This is a genomic window from Azospirillum oryzae, from assembly GCF_900177515.1.
Lineage (GTDB): Bacteria > Pseudomonadota > Alphaproteobacteria > Azospirillales > Azospirillaceae > Azospirillum > Azospirillum oryzae_A.
In genome coordinates, this window is sequence record NZ_FXAK01000007.1 from 2,659,254 (window position 1) to 2,679,486 (window position 20,233).

The following is a 20,233-nucleotide window of genomic DNA, read 5'->3' on the forward strand; positions in this document are numbered from 1 at the left end:
AGGCGGCGCGCCCGCGCGGCGCAAGGCGCCATTCCGTCACAGGGCGTGTAGGGCCCCGCTTGACCTGGGTCAATTCCAGACCGCCGGAAAGTACCGATACTAAGGGCCGAAAACCGGTACCTAAGTATCAGGCTAAAGAACTGACACCCGGACCGGCTCAGACCATTTCCGCTCCGCCCCGTTCCGCTCCGACCGAGAGTGCCGCCATGAGGCCCATCCCTTCCCCCGTCCTGTCCCATCCGTCCGACCGGAAGGCGACCGACTCCGCGCCGGCCCCGACCCGCCGGGCCGAAGGGCTGATGTTCCTGTGGCTGGCATTCCTGGTCTGGCCGTTGATCGCCGTCGGCACCGTCGCCGCCTATGGCTTCTCGATCTGGATGTACCAGCTCCTCACCCACTGAGTCCCCGATATGCCCCGCGCCCCCGAAGTCCACATCTCCAGCCTCGTCATCCAGCACAGTCCTGACCGCACCGACGCGCTGCGCGAAGCGGCGGCCTCCGTCGCCGGGCTGGAGTGGTGCGCGGCGGAGAACGGCAAGGCGGTGGTGACGCTGGTCACCGCCAGCGCGGCCGAGGTGGTCGACCGCATCGCCCTGCTGAACGCCGTCCCCGGCGTGCACAGCACCACCATGGTCTACCACCACTACGAACCTGCGGACGCGATCGACGCCGCCTGAGGGCGGCGCAGTCCCGAACGAAATTCCTCCGAAACTGGAGTCTGCCTGCCATGTTCCTGTCCCGCCGCGATTACCTGAAGGCGCAAGCCGCCGCTGCCGCCGCCGCGGCGGCCGGAATCTCGCTGCCCGCATCCGCCGCCAACATCCTGACCGGTGAAGGCGCCAAGCTGAACTGGTCCAAGGCCCCCTGCCGCTTCTGCGGCACCGGCTGCAGCGTGATGGTCGGCGTCAAGGACGGCCGCGTCGTCGCCACCCACGGCGACGTGAAGGCCGAGGTGAACCGCGGCCTGAACTGCGTGAAGGGCTATTTCCTGTCGAAGATCATGTATGGCGAGGACCGGCTGAACCAGCCGCTGCTGCGCATGAAGGACGGCAAGTTCGACAAGGACGGCGAGTTCGAGCCCATCACCTGGGACGCCGCCTTCGACATCATGGCGCAGAAGTGGAAGGAGACCCTGAAGAAGAAGGGTCCGACCGCCGTCGGCATGTTCGGCTCCGGCCAGTGGACCATCTACGAGGGTTATGCCGCCTCCAAGCTGATGAAGGCCGGGCTGCGCTCCAACAACCTGGACCCGAACGCCCGCCACTGCATGGCGTCGGCGGTGGCCGGCTTCATGCGCACCTTCGGCATGGACGAGCCGATGGGCTGCTACGACGACATGGAGCACGCCGACGCCTTCGTGCTGTGGGGCTCCAACATGGCGGAGATGCACCCCATCCTGTGGACGCGCGTCACCGACCGCCGCCTCAGCCACCCCGGCTGCAAGGTTGCCGTGCTGTCCACCTTCGAGCACCGCAGCTTCGACCTCGCCGACATCGGCCTGGTCTTCACCCCCGGCTCCGACCTGGCGATCCTCAACTACATCGCCAACCACATCATCAAGACCGGCCGGGTGAACAAGGAGTTCATCGAGAAGCACTGCAACTTCAAGCGCGGCCGCGACGACATCGGCTATGGCCTGCGTCCCGAGAACCCGCTGGAGCAGAAGGCGAAGAACGCCGCCAAGGCCAACGACTCCGACCCGATCACCTTCGACGAGTTCGCCAAGTTCGTCGAACCCTACACGCTGGACAAGGCGCACGAGCTGTCGGGCGTGCCGAAGAACCGGCTGGAGGCGCTGGCCGAGCTGTACGCCGACCCGAAGGTGAAGGTCGTGTCCTTCTGGACCATGGGCTTCAACCAGCATGTCCGCGGCGTCTGGGCCAACAACCTCGTCTACAACATCCACCTGCTGACCGGCAAAATCTCGCAGCCCGGCAACGGCCCCTTCTCGCTGACCGGCCAGCCGTCGGCCTGCGGCACCGCGCGCGAGGTCGGCACCTTCTCCCACCGGCTGCCCGCCGACATGGTGGTGACCAACCCCGAGCACCGCAAACACGCCGAGGAGATCTGGAAGCTGCCGGAGGGGACCATCCCCGACAAGATCGGCTACCACGCCGTTCTGCAGGACCGCATGCTGAAGGACGGCAAGCTCAACGCCTACTGGGTCATGTGCAACAACAACATGCAGACGGCCCCGAACACGGCGAAGGAGACCTTCCCCGGCTACCGCAACCCGGAGAACTTCATCGTCGTCTCCGACCCCTACCCCACCGTCACGGCACTGGCCGCCGACCTGATCCTGCCGACCGCCATGTGGGTGGAGAAGGAGGGCGGCTACGGCAACGCCGAGCGCCGCACCCAGCTGTGGCGCCAGCTGGTCGATGCCCCGGACGGCGCACGCTCCGACCTGTGGCAGATCATGGAGTTCTCCAAGCGCTTCCAGATCGAGGAGGTGTGGCCGGAGGAGCTGCTGAACAAGAAGCCGGAGCTGCGCGGCAAGACCCTCTACGACGTGCTGTTCCGCAACGGTCAGGTCGACCGCTTCCCGCTGTCCGACCTCGACCCGGCCTACAACAACCAGGAGGCCAAGGACGCCGGCTTCTACGTCCAGAAGGGCCTGTTCGAGGAATATGCCGCCTTCGGCCGCGGCCATGGCCACGATCTGGCGCCCTTCGAGCAGTACCACCAGGAACGCGGCCTGCGCTGGCCGGTGGTGGACGGCAAGGAGACCAAGTGGCGCTACCGCGAGGGCTCCGACCCGTATGTAAAGGCGGGCGAGGGCATGCGCTTCTACGGCAACAAGGACGGCAAGGCCAACGTCTTCGCCCTGCCCTACGAGCCGCCGGCCGAGGCGCCCGATGCCGATTATCCGTTCTGGCTCAGCACCGGCCGCGTGATCGAGCACTGGCACAGCGGGTCGATGACCATGCGGGTTCCCGAACTGCGCAAGGCCTTCCCCAATGCCGTGGTCTTCATGCACCCCGACGACGCCAAGGAACTGAACGTCCGGCGCGGCCAGGAGGTGCGCGTCACCTCCCGCCGGGGCGAGGTGCGGGTGCGGGTCGAGACGCGCGGGCGTAACAAGCCGCCGCGCGGCCTGGTCTTCGTGCCCTTCTTCGACCAGACGGTCCTCATCAACAAGGTGACGCTCGACGCCACCGACCCCATCAGCAAGCAGACCGACTTCAAGAAATGCGCGGTCAAGATCACGCCCGTGAACGCCTGAGGAGTGTCGGCATCATGAAGACCCGTTTCCTGATTGCCGCGCTGGCCCTGCTGGCCGGCGTTCCGGCCCTGACCATCGGCGTCGCCACCAACGGCGTGGCCGCCGACAAGCCCACCGCGACCGGCACCGGCACGGTCGGGGGGATCAAGGTCCCCTCGACCAACCACCCGATCACCCTGAACGTCCCGGCCGAGGCGACCCACCGCGAGATCACCGACGACCAGAAGCGCGTGCGCAACTATGCCGACCAGCCGCCGCTGATCCCGCATGCCATCCGCGACTATCAGATCGACCTGAACATCAACAAGTGCCTGACCTGCCACGACCGCCGCAACACGGCCGGCTCGCAGGCGCCGATGCTGTCGGTCACCCATTTCCAGGACCGTGACGGCCAGACTCTGGGCACGGTGGCGGCGCGGCGCTACTTCTGCACCCAGTGCCATGTGCCGCAGACCGACGCCCAGCCGATCGTCCCCAACAGCTTCCAAGACTTCGACTCGGTCCTGGGCCATGCCCAAGGCGGCCAGAAATGACGATCCGCTCCGCATTGCTGGGCCTGTGGCGGCTGTTCGCCCGCCCCAGCGTCCATTTCAGCCTGGGCTTCCTGACGCTGGGCGGCTTCATCGCCGGCGTGATCTTCTGGGGCGGCTTCAACACCGCCCTGGAAGCCACCAACAAGGAAGCCTTCTGCATCAGCTGCCACGAAATGCGCGACAACCCCTATGAGGAGCTGAAGCAGACCATCCACTTCACCAACCGGTCGGGCGTGCGCGCCAGTTGCCCGGACTGCCATGTGCCGCATGAATGGACCGACAAGATCGCCCGCAAGATGCAGGCATCCAAGGAGGTCTGGGGCAAGATCTTCGGCACCATCGACACGCGCGAGAAGTTCCTGGACAAGCGCCGCGAACTGGCCGAGCACGAATGGGCGCGGTTGAAGGCGAACAACTCGCTGGAATGCCGCAACTGCCACAGCGCCGATTCGATGGACATCACCAAACAGAATCCGCGCGCCGCGAAGATGCACGAGACCTACCTGTTCACCGGCGAGAACACCTGCATCGACTGCCACAAGGGCATCGCCCACCGCCTGCCCGACATGCACGGGATCGAGCCGGGCTGGAGCATGAAGACCAGCGCGAAGTAAGGATCAGGTTGCCGCAACAGCCCCGTCTCCGAAAGGAGCGGGGCTGTTTGCGTTTCACGGGAAACGTGTCAACCGGAGGTCCAGGGATTGAGCAACGCAACACCCATCGGCTCGAAATCCTTGGTGTTTCGCGTAACCACCGTCAAACGATGGACCAGTGCCGTTGCAGCGATCATGCTGTCACGGTCGGGACGCGGAGTCGGTATATGCAATGTGGCGCAACGCTGAGCCACGTCAGCATCGACAGGCAGGATCCGCCCCCGGAACACGACCAGGATGTGGCCGTCGATCCAACCACGCAACGCCGCGCTATGGGCAGGATCCTTCCGCGCCACCAACCCGGCGCCACGTTCGATTTCGAACAGGGTGATTGCCGAAATGAACAAGTCGGCCGGCATCACGTCGGAAGCCCAAGTCACCAAGCCGGGATTGGCTCGTGCCGGCCGCCGCAACTCCGACACGACATTGGTATCTAACAGATACATCAGTCCAAATCCACCGGGCGGGCTATAGCTTGAAGTTTCGGTGGATCGAAATCGAAATCAGCCTCGTCTCCATCCTGCCGCAGAAGGTCCAAAAGCGAGCCCCCCTCGCCTGACAGGCGGCGATACGTGTCGTACCGCAACAGAACAAAGGCCGGTTCACCACGATCGGTGACGATCACGGGTCCATCTTCAGCCGCTCGTTTGGCCTCGCTCGGGTTTTGATTGAATTCCCGGCTGGAAATCATGCGGCCCATGACGTCTCCCTCCCGAAAATCGCTGTTCAGGCGTCGATAGACGGCCCTAGTGAAGAGGATAACGGTAGCCCCAGCCCGACACAAGTCCGATGTAACTACATACCTACACCAACTCTACCCCAGCATCCCCACCACCGACAGCGCCAGCAGAGTCACCAGCACCGCTTCGCCCAAGCCCACAAGTCCGCGTAGTCCCAGCGCGATGGCCCAGGTGGTCAGGTCGCGCCGATAGCGGACCTCCTTCAACAGACGTTCCTGGATGCCGGCAACGGTGCGGCGGGCCGACAGGCCGGCGATGCCGCCGACCAGCGCCACCAGTCCCGTGCCCAGCACGAAATACAGAGCGCCCTTCCAGCCGGCAAAATGGTCGGGGTCGTTCAGGTAATGCCCGGTGCCGACGACGATCCACACCGCCGCCGGCCAGACGCCGACGATCTCCGGCCCCGGCCCATTCTGCGGCGGCCCTTCCTTCGGCTGCTCCCCCATCGCCGCCCTCCCTCAACCACCCGGCACATGGCGGTAGGCGAGCACGCGCGTCGCCGGGCCGCCCTCGACATCGGCCAGCGGCAGCAGTAGTTCGACGAACTTCGCCCCCGGCAGCATCGGGTCGTCACGCACCAGCAGGCAACGCGGCTCGCCGCTCTCCAGGCAGGCACGCAGGTCGGACAGCCAGCGCTGCGCCGCCTGTTCCGGATGGCAGTCGGTCACCCGCTTCGTCGTCGGCCGCCCGGCCAGCCGGCGCTGCAGGGCCCGGCCGCAGGATTTGTAGACGAAATCGCCACCGTCGGCGGTCGGCTCCATCAGGGCGATGCGCGGAACGCTCTCCCGCACCTGAGCGGTGTCGATCTCGGTCGCCAGCGGCATGCGGCGCTTGCGCTTCAGCCGCACCCAGTGGGTGTAGAGGATGCGGACCTGCGGCGTCTGCTCCACATCGATCACATCCGCCCGGCAGGGCGGCGGCGGCGCGTCGATCACCGGCACAGCCACCGGCGCCGACGCGAAGGCAGCCGCCGCCGGCACCGGCTGAGAGACCGGCTGCTGCACCGGCCGCGACGCCGCGGCGGTGACCAGCGTGTGCGCCTGTCCCGCCGGCGTGTGGCCGATCCTTCCGCCATGCTTCTTCAGCATCGGCAGCGGCGCCCAGGCGGTGCAGGTGTGATAGCCCTTGGTGATGCGGCGGTAGTCCTGGCTGCTGGCGGTGCGGCATTCGCCCTCCACCCCGTGGCGGGCGACGTGCACCAGCGTATTGTCCTCCGACAGCGCGCGCTCCCCGCCCCACGAGACGCAGGCGGCGCAGGCGCGGCTGTCCTTGGCGAATGCGTGGCTCATCGGGGCGTATCTCCAAAGGGTATGCGAAGCGGGAGAATGGGAATTGATGCGTCCCTTTCCCCATCGGTTCAAGGGCCGCATGGGCCGGAACTGCCCTGCCCGAGATTCAGTCATGCGAGGGTGACATCCATGCCACCCCTTCCCCCCCGGCCCGGAACCCCCTATAAGGGGGCCTTGCACGACATGCCCATCCCCGCTCTCCGTCTCCGGTCCTCCGGTGCCGGGGGGTTTTCGGCTGACCACATTCCAGAGAAGCGGACCCATGCCCAAACGCACCGACATCAAATCCATCTGCATCATCGGCGCGGGTCCGATCGTCATCGGACAGGCTTGCGAGTTCGACTATTCCGGCGTTCAGGCGTGCAAGGCGCTGCGCGAGGAAGGCTACCGGGTCATCCTCGTCAACTCCAACCCGGCCACCATCATGACCGACCCCGGTCTGGCCGACGCCACCTACATCGAGCCGATCACCCCGGCCGTCGTCGCCAAGATCCTGGAGAAGGAGCGTCCCGACGCCCTGCTGCCGACCATGGGCGGCCAGACCGCGCTGAACACGGCGATGGCGCTGTCCGACGACGGCACGCTGGAGCGGCTGGGCGTGGAGATGATCGGCGCCAAGCGCGACGTCATCGCCAAGGCCGAGGACCGCATCCTGTTCCGCGACGCCATGGACAAGCTGGGCCTCGAATCGCCCAAGTCGCGCATGGTCCGCACGCTGGACGAGGGCATGGAGGCGCTGGAACTGGTGGGCCTGCCCGCCATCATCCGTCCCAGCTTCACGCTGGCCGGCACCGGCGGCGGCATCGCCTACAACCGGGCGGAGTTCGAAGACATCGTGCGCGGCGGCCTGCGCGCCAGCCCGGTCGGCGAGGTGCTGATCGAGGAATCGGTGCTGGGCTGGAAGGAGTACGAGATGGAGGTCGTGCGCGACGGCGCCGACAACTGCATCATCGTCTGCGCCATCGAGAACATCGATCCGATGGGCGTCCACACCGGCGACTCGATCACGGTCGCGCCGGCGCTGACGCTGACGGACAAGGAATACCAGATCATGCGCAACGCCTCGATCGCGGTGCTGCGCGAGATCGGGGTGGACACCGGCGGCTCGAACGTGCAGTTCGCGGTCAATCCGGCCAACGGCCGCCTGATCGTCATCGAGATGAACCCGCGCGTGTCGCGCTCCTCGGCGCTGGCGTCGAAGGCCACCGGCTTCCCGATCGCCAAGATCGCCGCCAAGCTGGCCGTCGGCTACCGCCTGGACGAGCTGACCAACGACATCACCGGCACCACGCCCGCGAGCTTCGAGCCGACGATCGACTATGTCGTCACCAAGATGCCGCGCTTCACCTTCGAGAAGTTCAAGGGCTCGGAGCCGCTGCTGACCACCTCGATGAAGTCGGTGGGCGAGGCGATGTCGATCGGCCGTACCTTCCAGGAATCGGTGCAGAAGGCGCTGCGCTCGATGGAAACCGGCCTGACCGGCTTCAACGAGGTCAAGATCGGCTCCGACGAGACCCCGGACCGCACCGCCATCCGCGGCGCGCTGGCCACCCCGACGCCCGACCGCCTGCTGGTCATCGCCCAGGCCTTCCGCCACGGCTTCAGCATCGACGAGGTGCAGGCCGTCTCCAAGTACGACCCGTGGTTCCTGGAGCAGATCAAGGAAATCACCGACCGTGAGGCGGCGATCCGCGACGGCGGCCTTCCGTCCGACAAGGCCGGCTGGCTGAAGCTGAAGCAGATGGGCTTCTCCGACGCCCGTCTGGCCGAGCTGGCCAAGACCAGCGAGGCGGCGGTCGCCGCGGCCCGCCGCATGGCCGGCGTCACCCCGGTCTACAAGCGCATCGACACCTGCGCCGCCGAGTTCGCGTCCGCCACCCCCTACATGTACTCGACCTACGAGACCGACGGGACCGGCGAGGCGGAGTGCGAATCCGAGCCGACCGACAAGCGCAAGGTCGTCATCCTCGGCGGCGGCCCGAACCGCATCGGCCAGGGCATCGAGTTCGACTATTGCTGCGTCCATGCCGTCTACGCCCTGCAGGAGGCCGGCATCGAGACCATCATGGTCAACTGCAACCCGGAAACCGTCTCCACCGACTACGATACCGCCGACCGCCTGTATTTCGAGCCGCTGACGGCCGAGGATGTGGTGGAGCTGGTGCGGGTCGAGCAGCGCAACGGCACCGTGCTGGGCTGCATCGTGCAGTTCGGCGGCCAGACCCCGCTGAAGCTTGCCGCCGCCCTTGAGGCCGCCGGCATCCCGATCCTGGGCACCTCGCCCGACGCCATCGACCTGGCCGAGGACCGCGAGCGCTTCCAGAAGCTGCTGCACGAGCTGAACCTGAAGCAGCCGGCCAACGGCCTCGCCCGCTCGCTGGAAGAGGCCGAGGCGGTCGCGACCAGGATCGGCTTCCCGGTCGTCATCCGTCCGTCCTACGTGCTGGGCGGCCGGGCGATGGAGATCGTCCACGACATGGCCGGTCTGCAGCGCTACATGGGCACCGCCGTGCAGGTGTCGGGCAAGAACCCGGTGCTGATCGACAGCTACCTGCAGGACGCCATCGAGGTCGACGTCGACGTCGTCTGCGACGGCGAGCAGGTCTATGTCGCCGGCGTGATGGAGCACATCGAGGAGGCCGGCATCCACTCCGGCGACAGCGCCTGCGCCCTGCCGCCCTACACGCTGCCGGCCGACATCATCGCCGAGATCAACCGCCAGTCGGACGCGCTCGCCCATGCGCTGAAGGTGGTCGGCCTGATGAACGTGCAGTTCGCAGTCAAGGACGGCACCGTCTACATCCTGGAGGTCAACCCGCGCGCCAGCCGTACGGTGCCCTTCGTCGCCAAGGCCACCGGCACCGCCATCGCCAAGATCGCCGCCCGCGTCATGGCGGGAGAGAAGCTGTCCGCCTTCACCCTGAACGGCCCGACCCCGCCGCACACCGCGGTCAAGGAAGCGGTCTTCCCCTTCGCCCGCTTCCCCGGCGTCGACATCGTGCTGGGTCCGGAGATGAAGTCGACGGGCGAGGTCATGGGCCTCGACCACAACTTCGCGCTGGCCTTCGCCAAGGCGCAGCTCGGCGCCGGCGTCACCCTGCCGGTCAAGGGCAGCGTCTTCGTCTCGGTCAAGGACCACGACAAGCCGGCGCTGGCGGTGATCTCCAAGAAGCTGCACGAGATGGGCTTCCGCATCCTCGCCACGTCCGGCACCGCCAAGGTGCTGAGCGATGCCGGCGTGCCGGCGGAGACCATCAACAAGGTGGTGGAAGGCCAGCCGCACATCGTCGACGCCATGATCAACGGCGACGTGCATCTGGTCATCAACACCACGGAAGGCGCCCAGGCGCTGGCCGACAGCTTCAGCCTGCGTCGCACCGCGCTGACCTACAACATTCCGTATTACACCACCGTAGCGGGAGCACGCGCGGCGGTGGAAGCGATTGCCGCACTCCGGAACGGCAGCCTTGAAGTCGCCCCGTTGCAGTCGTACCTTAGCGGATCGTATTAAGGACGGACGACGGCGCGGCGGACCTCCTCCGCGCCGTCTTCGTCCTTGATGTCGCTTTGGACAGGTCGAACGACTGCAAGCGGTGATGGACCGAACATGGAAAAAGTTCCGATGACAGCGGCGGGCTTCAACCGCCTCCAGGAGGAATTGAAGCACCTTAAGATCACCGAACGCCCGGCGGTCATCAAAGCCATCGCGGAAGCCCGCGAACATGGCGACCTTTCGGAAAACGCCGAGTATCACGCGGCGCGCGAACGTCAGAGCTTCATCGAAGGCCGCGTGCTGGAGCTTGAGGACAAGATCAGCCGCGCCGAGGTCATCGACCCGGCCAAGCTGACCGGCAACACCGTGAAATTCGGTGCGACCGTGACCCTGGCCGACCAGGACACGGACGAGGAGACGACCTATCAGATCGTCGGCCAGGACGAGAGCGACATCAAGAACCGCCTTCTGTCGATCCAGGCGCCGCTGGCCCGCGCCCTGATCAACAAGGCCGTCGGCGACAGCGTGGAGGTCTCCACCCCCGGCGGCTCCAAGCTGTACGAGATCGTTTCGGTCGAGTTCCGTTGAGGGTGTAACCCTCTCCCCCAAAATCCCCCTCTCCCCCCCGGGGAGAGGGTCGGGGTGAGGGGGATGCACAGAGTGGTGTAGCTCGTCGCGCTACGCCCTTGCATCCGACATAATCCTCGCAACGCGTCCCCCTCACCCTAACCCTCTCCCCGGGGGGAGAGGGAACGTTCAGGACATCACCCCCTGAGCTTCTCCTTGAAGAACTCCATCACCCGCCGGATCGCGTCCGAGCGGGCGTCTTCGTTCGTACCGATATGGGCGGTGCCGCCGGGGGCGGTGGCGAGGTCCTGGCGCTTGCGCACCGGGGCGTCCGGCGCATCGAAGCCGTGATAGGCGTCGGGATAGACCACCAGATCGACCTTGTCCTTGACCCCGTCGCGGCCGGCCAGCTCGACGCAGCTCTCCGGCGGGGTCCAGTCGTCCTTGCCGCCGACCAGCAGCAGCAGCGGACCGTCGGGTTGCCAGTCCTCGTCGCTCAGCGGCGCCCTGCAGCCGGGGTAGAAGGCCACGGCGGCGCGGAAGCCACCGTCCTCCGTCCCGGCGGGCCCATCCTCGCCCGCCCCATAGGCGGCCAGCACGCTGCTCGCCCCCTGCGACCAACCGATCAGGCCGATGCGCTCATGATCGACCTCCGGCCGCTTGCGCAGGAAGGCCAGCGCCGCCCAGGCGTCGCGCTTGCGCTCCACCGTGGCGCGGACGGTGCGGTCCTTCAGCGCCGTGGAGCAGACCTCCTCCACGTCGCGCGGGCCGAAGCTGTCGACCATCAGCACTTCGAAGCCCTGCCGCTGCAGGTGGGTGGCCCACCAGACATGGCGCGGCGACACCCGGCCGTTGCGGGCATAGAGGCCACCGCAGCCATGCAGCATGACCACCGCCGGATGCGGGCCGTTGCCGGCCGGGCGCAGCAGACGACCGCTCAGCATCGTCGGCGCTCCGCCGGTCAGATCCCCGTCGGCGGAGGGAAAGCGCACGATCTCCTCGGCATGGACGCCGACGGCGGCCTGCGCCGGCCCCGCCAGCGCCAATTGCCCAAGAGCCGTCAACCCGACACCGGCACACAGCGCAGCACCAAACACAGCCGCACGACCGCGGGCGGAAGCCTTCATTCTGCAACGTCCCCGACGTCCGGCGCCTGCCACGACGGCGGCGCTCGCGGTTGCAATATTAATCCTCCGCGCTGCGGAAGACCATGGGCGCCCCGCAATTGTCTCCGGGCTGGCTGCCTTGCGGCGACGTTTGCGCTAGGGTGCGGCACCATGACCGAATCCACTCCCCCCACCCCGCCCTTCGGCGCCTTCTGCCTCTACTGGCTGCGGCTGGGGCTGACCAGCTTCGGCGGGCCGGCAGGGCAGATCGCGATGATGCAGAGCGAGCTGGTCGACCGCCGCCGCTGGATCGACCAGACCCGGTTCCTGCACGCGCTGAACTTTTGCATGCTGCTGCCGGGGCCGGAGGCGCAGCAACTCGCCACCTACATCGGCTGGCGGTTGCACGGGGTGCGCGGCGGGTTGGTGGCGGGCGGGCTGTTCGTGCTGCCGGGTGCCCTGGTGCTGCTCGCCCTGTCCTGGATCGCCGCCGCCCATGGCGACACCGGACCGGTCGCCGCGCTGTTCGACGGCATCAAGCCGGCGGTGGTGGCGATCATCGCCGCCGCGGTCTGGCGGATGGGCCGCCGCACGCTGAAGGGACCGGCGGCCGTCGCCATGGCCGGTGCCGCCTTCCTGGCGCTGTTCGCGCTGCACCTGCCCTTCCCGCTGGTCATCGGCGGGGCGGCGGTGGTCGGCGGCGTGGCGGCGCGCATGGGCCGCCATTGGTTCGCCCACCCGCATCCGCTGGCCGACGGCGATGCCGGCCCGGTGGAGCCAGCGCCGGGACGCGGCCGGCTGGCGGCCCTTGCGGGCCTGTTCGTGCTGCTGTGGCTGGTTCCGGTCGGGGCGGTCCTGCTGGCCTTCGGTGCCGATCCCTGGCGCGGCATCGCGGCGCTGTTCACCAAGGCGGCCTTCGTCACCTTCGGCGGCGCCTATGCCGTGCTGCCCTACATCGCCGGGCAGGCGGTGGACGCCTATGGCTGGCTCAGCCCGCGCGAGATGGTCGACGGCCTGGCGTTGGCCGAGACGACTCCGGGACCGCTGATCCTGGTGACGCAATATGTCGGCTTCTTCGCCGGCTGGAACCGGCCGGGCGCGCTGTCGCCGGCACTGGCGGGGATTCTGGGGGCGGCGCTGACGACCTACGTCACCTTCCTGCCCTGCTTCCTGTTCATCTTCGCCGGCGCGCCATATGTGGAGCGGCTGATCCATAACCGTCTGGCCACGGGGGCGCTGGCCGCCATCGCCGCGGCGGTGGTGGGGGTGATCCTGAACCTGGGCGTCTATCTGGGGGTGGCTGTGCTGCTGCCGGACGGCCAGACGGCCGGGCACATGATCTGGACCTGGGCGATCATGCTGGGCGCGCTCTATGCGCTGACCCGCCGCAACATGGCGATCCACTGGGTGGTGCTGGGGGGAGCGGCGGCGGGCCTGCTCCAGGCGCTCGCCGCATCTTCCCTGTAAAGAGAACCCCGAGCCCGCTCAGCGCCGGGTGGCGCGGGCGGGCGTCTCGGCCTCGTCCTCGACGAAATCCTCGTCCTCGTCGTCCTCGGTCCCTTCCGGGATGTCGGGCGAATCGACGTCGATGGGAACGCCGGGGGTGTGCTTGCTGGTGCGGATCGACAGGGCCGACTTCACATGGGCGACGTTGGGGGCCGCCGTCAGCTTGGTCGTCAAGAAGCGCTGGTAGTCGTCCCAGTCCTCCGCCACGATCTTCAGGATGAAATCATATTCGCCGGCCAGCATGTTGCACTCACGCACCAGCGGCCAGCTGTTGACGAGCTCCTCGAATTTCTTTAGGTCCGCTTCGGCCTGGCTGCTGAGGCCGACCTGGGCGAACACCGTGACGCCGAACCCCAATGCATCGGGGTTGACGTCGGCGTGGTAGCCACGGATGAATCCCGCCTCCTCCAGCGCGCGGACGCGGCGCAGGCAGGGCGGAGCGGAGATGCCTGCACGTCGGGCAAGCTCCACGTTGGTCATCCGGCCGTCGTTCTGCAGATCGCGCAGAATCCGACGGTCAATTCGGTCGAGTTTGACCCGCCGCATGGTTTACTCGGTCGCTCCGGGGATGATTTGGAGAAAGGATATTACACGGGCATGGTGTCTACGCCAAGACGGAAACCCCCGCAAGGGCGAGCAACCCGGATAACGGTCTTTTCGCCGCAATCCCCTTCGCAGCCTCAACGATCCGAGTTCTCATGCAACCTTTGACCTGTTGGGTGGTGTCGGACGGCAAGGCCGGCATGGAAAACCAGTGCATCGGCTTGGCGGAGTCGCTTGGCCTGACGCCGGTCGTCAAGCGCGTCCACCTGCGCACGCCCTGGCGCCAGCTGACCCCCTACTGGCGCATCGGCAACCGTTTCGCCGCCGGCCCGAAGGGCGATCCGGTGGAACCGCCCTGGCCCGACCTGCTGATCGGCACCGGGCGGCAGTCCATCGCCGTCTCGCTGGCTGTGCGCCGCCAGTCGGGCGGCCGGACCTTCACCGTCCAGATCCAGGATCCGGTGATGAACCCGCGCCAGTTCGATCTGGTGGTCGTGCCGCGCCACGACAAGCTGCGCGGCGACAATGTGCTGGTGACCCGCGGTGCCCTGCACCGGGTGACGCCCGGCATCCTGGCCGACGCGGCCGAGCGCTTCGCCCCCCGCCTGGCCCATCTGCCGCACCCGCGCATCGCCGTGCTGATCGGCGGCAACAACGGCGTCTACCGCCTGACGCCCACCATCATGGGCGACGTGGCCGAACGGCTGGCCAACCTGACGCGCAGCCACGGCGCCGGGCTGATGGTCACCCCGTCGCGCCGCACCGGCGCCGACAACGAGGCGATCCTGCGCGCCCGCCTGTCCGGCCTATCGGCGGAGGTGTGGGACGGCACCGGTGAGAACCCCTATTTCGCCTATCTCGGTCTGGCGGACGCGGTGGTGGTGACCTGCGACAGCGTGTCGATGACGTCGGAGGCCTGCTCCACCGGCAAGCCGGTCTATGTGATCGAGCTGGAGGGCGGGTCGCCCAAGTTCCGCGCCTTCCATGACGGGCTGTACCAGGACGGCATCACGCGGCCCTTCGACGGCTCGCTGGACCAGTGGAGCTACCCGCCGCTGAACGAGACGGAGGTGGTGGCCGACGAGGTGCGCCGCCGCCTGCCACTGCACCGGAAGCGCTTCGGCCTGTCGTGATGGCGCCGGCGGGGTGCGGCGCGACCAATGCGCGCACCCCGCTGGTAGGACCGGTTTGGGTGCGGAGTTCCGCCGTGGGCCATGCCATAAGCGCTGGCGAACCGGCCGTCTCCGAAAAGCACGGTCCGGGGCCGTCCTTCCATCCGGAACTTCGCCGCCATGACCACCCCCGACGCCGTTTCCGCCTCCTTCCTGCGCTGCCTGGAAAACAGCCGGCTGTTCGACCGGCCCTACAATCACTGGCTGCTGGCCGAGGCGCTGCCGGAGGAGTCCGCCGACGCCATCGCCGACCTGCCCTGGGGTCCGCCCCCGGTGTCCGACACCTACGGCAAGCGCGAGACCAACAACGCGTCGCGCACCTATTTCGGTGAGGAGAACCGCGCGAAGTACGCGGTGTGCGAAACGGTGGCCCAGGCCTTCCAGAGCCGCCCGGTGGTGGACGCCATCCAGAAGACCTGCAACGTCGACCTGACCGGCACCAGCCTGCGCATCGAATATTGCCAGGACACCGACGGCTTCTGGCTGGAGCCGCACACCGACATCGGCGTCAAGAAATACACGATGCTGATCTATCTCTCGAAGGGGCCGAACTGCTCGCACTGGGGCACCGACGTGCTGGACGAGAGCCGGACGGTCGTCGCCCGCGCGCCCTACGCCTTCAACGAAGGGCTGATCTTCATCCCCGGAAGCAATACTTGGCATGGCTTCGAGAAACGTCCGATCGACGGCGTGCGCAAATCGATCATCGTCAACTATGTCGGCCCCGAATGGCGGGCACGGCAAGAATTGTGCTTCCCCGACAAACCTGTTGCATAAAACTTCCGTCGTGATTAAGTGACGCCGGTTTTGGGGGGCAAAGCCATCGTCGGCACGCTCTTTGGGAGTTCCGCAGCCATGTCCATGCTTGATCTGGACAAATTCCGCTCCACCCCCCTGCAGCACGACCCCTATGATTTCCTGTGCGTCCCGGGTTTCGTGAAGCGGGAGTTTCTTGAAGAGCTGCACCGCGACTACCCCAAGGTCGACAAGCCCGGTTCGATCCCGCTGGGCGTCTTCCCCCAGGGGCCGAGCTTCGACCGCCTGATCGCCGAACTGAAGGGGCCGGAGGTCTGCAAGGCCTTCTCCGACAAGTTCGATCTGGATCTGTCGAAATACCCGACCATGTTCACGGCGCGCGGCATGTGCCGGCCGACCGACGGCAAGATCCATCCGGATTCGGCCAGCAAGGTCATCACCGTGCTGATCTACATGAACCCGCCCTGGGAGGCGACCGGCGGTCGCCTGCGCATCCTGCGCTCCCAGAACCTGGAGGATTACGCCGCCGAGGTCCCGCCGGAGGAAGGCACCCTGATGTGCTTCCGCCGCAGCGACACCTCCTGGCACGGACACTATCCCTTCGAAGGCCAGCGTCGCGCGATCCAGATGAACTGGGTCAAGGGCAGCGTCTATATCTGGCACGAACAGTGGCGCCACCGCATCGGCGCCTGGGCGAAGGGCGTCTTCGGCAGCCAGCAGTCGGCAGGCTACTGAGGGAAAGGCCGAGGGGGCGGGCCGAGAGGAACGGGCTGCCGCGCCCCTCAGTCGATCAGGTCCTCGACCTCGCGGATGCGGCCATTGTCGATCATGAACTGGACCAGTTCCGGACGCTGCTTGCCCAGCGTGCGGTGACGCTGGCGGACGGCGGCGATCAACTCGCCCTTGCGGCCGAGGATGTCGTCGGCGAACTCGATCATGCGCAGGTTGGGCCAGGTCTGAGCACGGATGCCGACCACCGTCCCCACCGCGTCGGCCGCCGGAAGGTCGGGGCGCGCCTGGGCCAGGATCATGGTCAGCGCCGCGGTGGACCGCGATACGCCGGCGTGGCAGTGAACCAGCAGATGGCGGCAGTCCACCGGCTCGGCCAGCAGGTCGCGGCCGAAGGCCAGGATGCGTTCCACGTCCGACCGTTCCGGCGCGATCTGGCCGCGGGTCGGTTCGATCACATCGTGGAAGCGCAGTTCCAGCCGCTCATGCTCGCCGTAATCGCCGAACTCGCTCGGCTCCGTCATCTCGGGGTCGAGGATGGACAGGACGTGGCTGACCTTGCCGCCGCCGAAATTGCAAAGTTCGCTGAGACCGCAGACGGTCAGGCCGAAAGGCACGAAATCGCTGGCCATCATTCTCTCGTTCGATTGCGGTGGAAGGAAAACAGGGCGCTGGAGACCCGCATTTGGCATCCGGTGCGGCAGCGCCGTCAACCCGGCGGTCGGGTCAAAGAATGTTGAACAGGTAGAGCAGGAGAATGACGGGGATCGGAATGCCGACCAGCCACAGCAGAATGCCTCGCACGAATCCTCTCCTTCCGCCATTGCAACGGGCGATCCGGCCGGCCGGCGCCGGCCCTCTCACCCGTTATCAACGGCTCAGGCCGCCGGTTGGTTGCAGCGGCGGAAGGAACGCTCAGGCCTCGTCGTCCCCCACGCCGTCGGAAACGGCCGGGCCGGCGTCCTCGCCGGCCGGCGGCGTCGGCGTCGTGGGCGTGGGGCGCGGACGGCGGGTGCGCAGCTTCTTCAGCAGCAACGAGAAGGGCTTCAGCGCGGTGTCCATGATGGTCTGGTCACCCTCCAGCCGCGACAGCAGGAAGGCGCCGGCCTCCAGGGTGGAGACGCTGTCGCGCCGCGGCTCCTTGCGCGCCTGCCCGTAGAGCGAGCGGAACTGCGGGTTCAGCACGATGCGGCGGCATTTCAGCAGCCAGGCATTGCGCCACCACAGGGTCTTGGCCTGGCTCCAGGTGCCGTCCAGGACGATGACGCCCTCCAGATCCTCCAGGATCTCAGCGCTGTCGCGAAGCGGCTGGCCGTTCCTGTCGACCACCGCCACCTCCGCCCGGGGAGCGCCGCCATCCTTCACCGGGCCGAGATACAGCACGCCCCAGCGCTTGGGATCGACCTCCCGCCCCAGGATGCGCTTCAGACCCGGCCAGCTCAGCCCGACCTTCACCATCGAATTGGCGAACTGCAGATGGGCGATCTGGGCGGTGCCCAGATTTTCCCGCTTCTCCTGCGGGTGCTGCAGGATCAGCAGGAACACGCCGTTGTCGATCGGCTGCACTGCCTCGCAAATGCACAGATGATTAGGTTTTAGGCAAGTCGGGCAAGAATCGGGTGCGGTGGCGCTGTGCATGGGAGGTACGCATTCCTTGAAGAGGATTGGCCCCGAATATGGGTTGGAACGGCACGGAAGGGAACACATCTCACACGGGACGGCGGCGATGCCCGATCGAAGGGCGAGGGCCGCCACGGCGCATACGACAGATCCCCCAACAATCCCTCGTGTCACACCGGTTCATGTGGGTTCAAGTGGCTTCGTATAAACCGTTTGTAGAGACTTCGTCGTGTGTCATGGAACTCGTGTGACGCGCTTAACAGCTGGCCTGGAACTTGCGTAGTTATTATCCAGGCAAACAGGACGACGGGTGGGCCAGGACCGGCCTTAGTCAGGCTGATCCACGGTGCCATCCGGCGCTCAGAAGGAGACCTGCCATGCTGCCCGCCCACCTTGCCGACCGCCTGCTGAAGCAGCGCCGCGATGCCGACAGCGCGGAATTCGCCCGCCAGCTGCCGCTCTACGCCCCGCTGGACGCGCCATTGGATGCGGATGACCCGCGCTGGATGACCGAGCCGGACGGGTCGGAGCAGCCCGCCCGCCGCGAACCCGACTGGGCCACCAACTACTGATCCGGCGCTCAGCGCGCGACAGCCGGTCTGCGGTGATCCGACAAACGACCCTGTCGGTTGTCGGACATCGAGTCCAGGGCCATCGAGTCCAGGGCCATCGAGTCCAGCCCCCTCGAATGCCGGGCCGGCCATAGCCCCGAGTCGCCTCCCGCGGCCTGCCAAAGGCCGCTTCCATCCTCTTTCCCCGCGTCGCGCCAGCCCTCCCCGTCCCAGGAGAGGGTCCAGTGGCCCGGACGTCCGCCCCGGCAACGGTCCAGCGCGACGGACCAGCGCGGCTTTCCCAGCCCCGGCGGCCCTCCGGCCGGGCGCGGGACCGCATCCTCCTCCCCATCCAGGCTGGGTGCCGCATCCAGTCGCCAGCGGGTCACCGCGGCGCTGAGCCCTTCCGCCCGCCGGCCCTCCACCAGCCGGCCCGCCGCTAGCCGGTTGCGTCCACCCGACGCGACGGCGCCGGCACTCACATCCAGCAGGAAGCCGGTCACCCCCGACGACTCGGCGGCGAGCTGCAGCCGTCGGCTGGCGGTGAGGTCCAGCCCCTCCAATTCGCCCAGCACCGCCGACAGGGTGGAGCAGCGCAACGCCTCCTCCATCGCCCACAGCGCATCGACCGGCCGAACCGCCCGCACCGCCACCAGCCGGTCCGGCGTCAGCCCATAGGCCGCCAGCCCTGGGGCATACAGGTCGCGCCCGCGCAGGATCCACAGCGCCGGCGTCCTCGGCGTCGCCAGCCGGGCCAGCAGCGCCGCGGCGAAACCGGTGCCCGCCCCCGGATCCTGCGCCGCCACCGCATGCAGGCAACCCAGCGGCAGCCCGCCGTCGGGTAGATGGCCGTCGACCGCATCGATGCCGAACGGCAGGGTCCTCCCACCCTCCCCGCCCGCCCCTTCGATCCGCCGGATGCGCGCGCGCAGGTCGGCCAGCACGCCGGCACGATCGCGCGGCGCAGCCTCCGCGGACGGCGAAGGGGACGGCTGGACAGGCATGACTCGGCTCCGCTCGACAGGCATATGTTCCTGATATGTTCTACCATGGAGCCATGTCGAGGGGGAGTCTGCGACTCCTGTCTTGTTCTGTGACCGACTGCCCTAGGGCTCGCCGGCCCTTCAGGTCAGTTGGCGATGGGCGTGACGCCGATCTTGCTGCGCGGGGCGGCCTTGATGGTCGGGCCGGCATTGTCGGTCGGCTTCGCCAGGGTGGTGGAGGTGCCGCGGCTGCCGCGCGGCGTGTTGCTCTTCAGGCTGAGCAGATGCAGCCGGACATAGGCGGTGGACCCGCCGGCTTTCACCGCCACCCAATCGCTGTTGCGCACCCGGCCCAGCGTGGTCACCGCCTGCCCGGCTCCCAGCGTGGCGACGACGCCCGCACCGGCGGACGGCTGGGCGCGCAGCGGTGTCGGCCTGTCCACCTGCCATTCCCCATAGATCGGTTCCAGCCCGGTCCCGGTATCGGGCGCGGTGCGCACGGTCGGCGGATTCGGAATCCGCTGGTACGGCATGCAGCCGGGAACCATCAGCGTGGCCAGGGCCACCATCAGCGGAAGGGAACGCACACGCCGGATCATCGCTCACCTTGCTATGGATCGGTGATTTGCAGGAAGGGCGAAAGGGGTTGGCGGACAGGAGCAATGGACCTTCGGCGCGACCATACAGGAGGAGCCCCCCTCTTCGCCACCGCAGCACACCCAACCTCGCTATGCGCTTTTTGGGGCACGTTGCCCGCCCCCAAAAA

The 20,233-nt window shown here is 67.4% G+C and carries 22 protein-coding genes; 12 read left to right on the forward strand and 10 right to left on the reverse strand.

Annotation, left to right across the window (positions count from 1 at the left end; translation table 11 throughout):
• Positions 1 to 206: 206 nt before the first annotated feature.
• The 5 genes from B9N97_RS25055 to B9N97_RS25075 are packed head-to-tail and all read left to right on the forward strand — an operon-like array spanning position 207 to position 4,373.
• Positions 207 to 401 (forward strand): periplasmic nitrate reductase, NapE protein, encoded by a 195-nt coding sequence (locus tag B9N97_RS25055; protein WP_085090372.1) that lies wholly within the window; start codon positions 207 to 209, stop codon positions 399 to 401.
• A gap of 9 nt (positions 402 to 410) precedes the next feature.
• Positions 411 to 677, forward strand: a complete 267-nt coding sequence (locus tag B9N97_RS25060; protein WP_085090373.1) for a chaperone NapD — start codon at positions 411 to 413, stop codon at positions 675 to 677.
• A gap of 50 nt (positions 678 to 727) precedes the next feature.
• The gene (napA, locus tag B9N97_RS25065; RefSeq protein WP_085090374.1) at positions 728 to 3,226 is read left to right on the forward strand and encodes a nitrate reductase catalytic subunit NapA; all 2,499 of its coding nucleotides are present in this window, start codon (positions 728 to 730) and stop codon (positions 3,224 to 3,226) included.
• Positions 3,227 to 3,240: 14 nt separating this feature from the next.
• On the forward strand, positions 3,241 to 3,759 hold the full coding sequence (locus B9N97_RS25070; RefSeq protein WP_208621249.1) for a nitrate reductase cytochrome c-type subunit: 519 nt from the start codon (positions 3,241 to 3,243) through the stop codon (positions 3,757 to 3,759).
• Positions 3,756 to 4,373 (forward strand): cytochrome c3 family protein, encoded by a 618-nt coding sequence (locus tag B9N97_RS25075; protein WP_085090376.1) that lies wholly within the window; start codon positions 3,756 to 3,758, stop codon positions 4,371 to 4,373. The genes B9N97_RS25070 and B9N97_RS25075 overlap by 4 nt, the downstream gene beginning before the upstream one ends.
• 68 nt (positions 4,374 to 4,441) lie before the next feature.
• On the opposite strand, the gene B9N97_RS25080 is transcribed toward B9N97_RS25075, so the two are convergent.
• The 4 genes from B9N97_RS25080 to B9N97_RS25095 all read right to left on the reverse strand — a co-directional run bounded on the left by B9N97_RS25080 (position 4,442) and on the right by B9N97_RS25095 (position 6,441).
• Entirely contained in the window at positions 4,442 to 4,858 is a 417-nt protein-coding gene (locus B9N97_RS25080) for a type II toxin-antitoxin system VapC family toxin (RefSeq protein ID WP_085090377.1), read from the reverse strand.
• Positions 4,858 to 5,112, reverse strand: coding sequence for a type II toxin-antitoxin system Phd/YefM family antitoxin (locus B9N97_RS25085; RefSeq protein ID WP_085090378.1), 255 nt, complete (start codon positions 5,110 to 5,112; stop codon positions 4,858 to 4,860). Before B9N97_RS25085 ends, B9N97_RS25080 begins: the two co-directional genes overlap by 1 nt.
• Positions 5,113 to 5,226: 114 nt before the next feature.
• Positions 5,227 to 5,598, reverse strand: a complete 372-nt coding sequence (locus tag B9N97_RS25090; RefSeq protein ID WP_085090379.1) for a hypothetical protein — start codon at positions 5,596 to 5,598, stop codon at positions 5,227 to 5,229.
• A 12-nt stretch (positions 5,599 to 5,610) separates the two neighbouring features.
• Positions 5,611 to 6,441, reverse strand: a complete 831-nt coding sequence (locus B9N97_RS25095) for a PAS domain-containing protein (RefSeq protein ID WP_085090380.1) — start codon at positions 6,439 to 6,441, stop codon at positions 5,611 to 5,613.
• Between the two features lie 262 nt (positions 6,442 to 6,703).
• Between B9N97_RS25095 and carB the strand changes: the two genes are divergently transcribed.
• Both carB and greA read left to right on the forward strand, forming a co-directional pair.
• Positions 6,704 to 9,952, forward strand: coding sequence for a carbamoyl-phosphate synthase large subunit (carB, locus tag B9N97_RS25100; RefSeq protein WP_085090381.1), 3,249 nt, complete (start codon positions 6,704 to 6,706; stop codon positions 9,950 to 9,952).
• Positions 9,953 to 10,048: 96 nt separating this feature from the next.
• Positions 10,049 to 10,522 (forward strand): transcription elongation factor GreA, encoded by a 474-nt coding sequence (greA, locus tag B9N97_RS25105; RefSeq protein WP_085090382.1) that lies wholly within the window; start codon positions 10,049 to 10,051, stop codon positions 10,520 to 10,522.
• A 176-nt stretch (positions 10,523 to 10,698) separates the two neighbouring features.
• Here the strand turns inward: greA and B9N97_RS25110 are convergent, their stop codons facing one another.
• A complete protein-coding gene (locus tag B9N97_RS25110; RefSeq protein ID WP_085090383.1) occupies positions 10,699 to 11,628 on the reverse strand; it encodes a dienelactone hydrolase family protein in 930 nt (309 codons plus the stop codon).
• Positions 11,629 to 11,778: 150 nt separating this feature from the next.
• Between B9N97_RS25110 and chrA the strand changes: the two genes are divergently transcribed.
• Positions 11,779 to 13,074, forward strand: a complete 1,296-nt coding sequence (chrA, locus tag B9N97_RS25115; RefSeq protein WP_085090384.1) for a chromate efflux transporter — start codon at positions 11,779 to 11,781, stop codon at positions 13,072 to 13,074.
• An 18-nt stretch (positions 13,075 to 13,092) separates the two neighbouring features.
• Here chrA and B9N97_RS25120 read toward each other — a convergent pair whose 3' ends face one another.
• Positions 13,093 to 13,659: an Lrp/AsnC family transcriptional regulator gene (locus B9N97_RS25120; RefSeq protein WP_085090385.1), complete on the reverse strand. Its 567-nt coding sequence runs from the start codon at positions 13,657 to 13,659 to the stop codon at positions 13,093 to 13,095.
• Between the two features lie 152 nt (positions 13,660 to 13,811).
• On the opposite strand from B9N97_RS25120, the gene B9N97_RS25125 reads away from it, so the two are divergent.
• The 3 genes from B9N97_RS25125 (at position 13,812) to B9N97_RS25135 (ending at position 16,319) form a co-directional block, all read left to right on the forward strand.
• Positions 13,812 to 14,789, forward strand: a complete 978-nt coding sequence (locus B9N97_RS25125; protein ID WP_085090386.1) for a mitochondrial fission ELM1 family protein — start codon at positions 13,812 to 13,814, stop codon at positions 14,787 to 14,789.
• A gap of 159 nt (positions 14,790 to 14,948) precedes the next feature.
• Entirely contained in the window at positions 14,949 to 15,605 is a 657-nt protein-coding gene (locus B9N97_RS25130; RefSeq protein ID WP_085090387.1) for a 2OG-Fe(II) oxygenase, read from the forward strand.
• Positions 15,606 to 15,683: 78 nt separating this feature from the next.
• The gene (locus B9N97_RS25135; protein WP_085090388.1) at positions 15,684 to 16,319 is read left to right on the forward strand and encodes a 2OG-Fe(II) oxygenase; all 636 of its coding nucleotides are present in this window, start codon (positions 15,684 to 15,686) and stop codon (positions 16,317 to 16,319) included.
• Between the two features lie 47 nt (positions 16,320 to 16,366).
• Here B9N97_RS25135 and B9N97_RS25140 read toward each other — a convergent pair whose 3' ends face one another.
• Positions 16,367 to 16,948, reverse strand: a complete 582-nt coding sequence (locus B9N97_RS25140) for a tyrosine phosphatase family protein (RefSeq protein WP_244560886.1) — start codon at positions 16,946 to 16,948, stop codon at positions 16,367 to 16,369.
• A gap of 280 nt (positions 16,949 to 17,228) precedes the next feature.
• Positions 17,229 to 17,879 (reverse strand): DTW domain-containing protein, encoded by a 651-nt coding sequence (locus tag B9N97_RS25145; protein ID WP_244560887.1) that lies wholly within the window; start codon positions 17,877 to 17,879, stop codon positions 17,229 to 17,231.
• Between the two features lie 431 nt (positions 17,880 to 18,310).
• On the opposite strand from B9N97_RS25145, the gene B9N97_RS25150 reads away from it, so the two are divergent.
• On the forward strand, positions 18,311 to 18,505 hold the full coding sequence (locus B9N97_RS25150; protein WP_085090390.1) for a hypothetical protein: 195 nt from the start codon (positions 18,311 to 18,313) through the stop codon (positions 18,503 to 18,505).
• Positions 18,506 to 18,513: 8 nt separating this feature from the next.
• On the opposite strand, the gene B9N97_RS25155 is transcribed toward B9N97_RS25150, so the two are convergent.
• Complete coding sequence (locus tag B9N97_RS25155; protein WP_244560888.1) at positions 18,514 to 19,488, reverse strand: ImuA family protein; 975 nt, start codon at positions 19,486 to 19,488, stop codon at positions 18,514 to 18,516.
• Positions 19,489 to 19,613: 125 nt separating this feature from the next.
• Positions 19,614 to 20,066: an SH3 domain-containing protein gene (locus B9N97_RS25160; RefSeq protein ID WP_085090391.1), complete on the reverse strand. Its 453-nt coding sequence runs from the start codon at positions 20,064 to 20,066 to the stop codon at positions 19,614 to 19,616.
• Between the last annotated feature and the right edge of the window lie 167 nt (positions 20,067 to 20,233).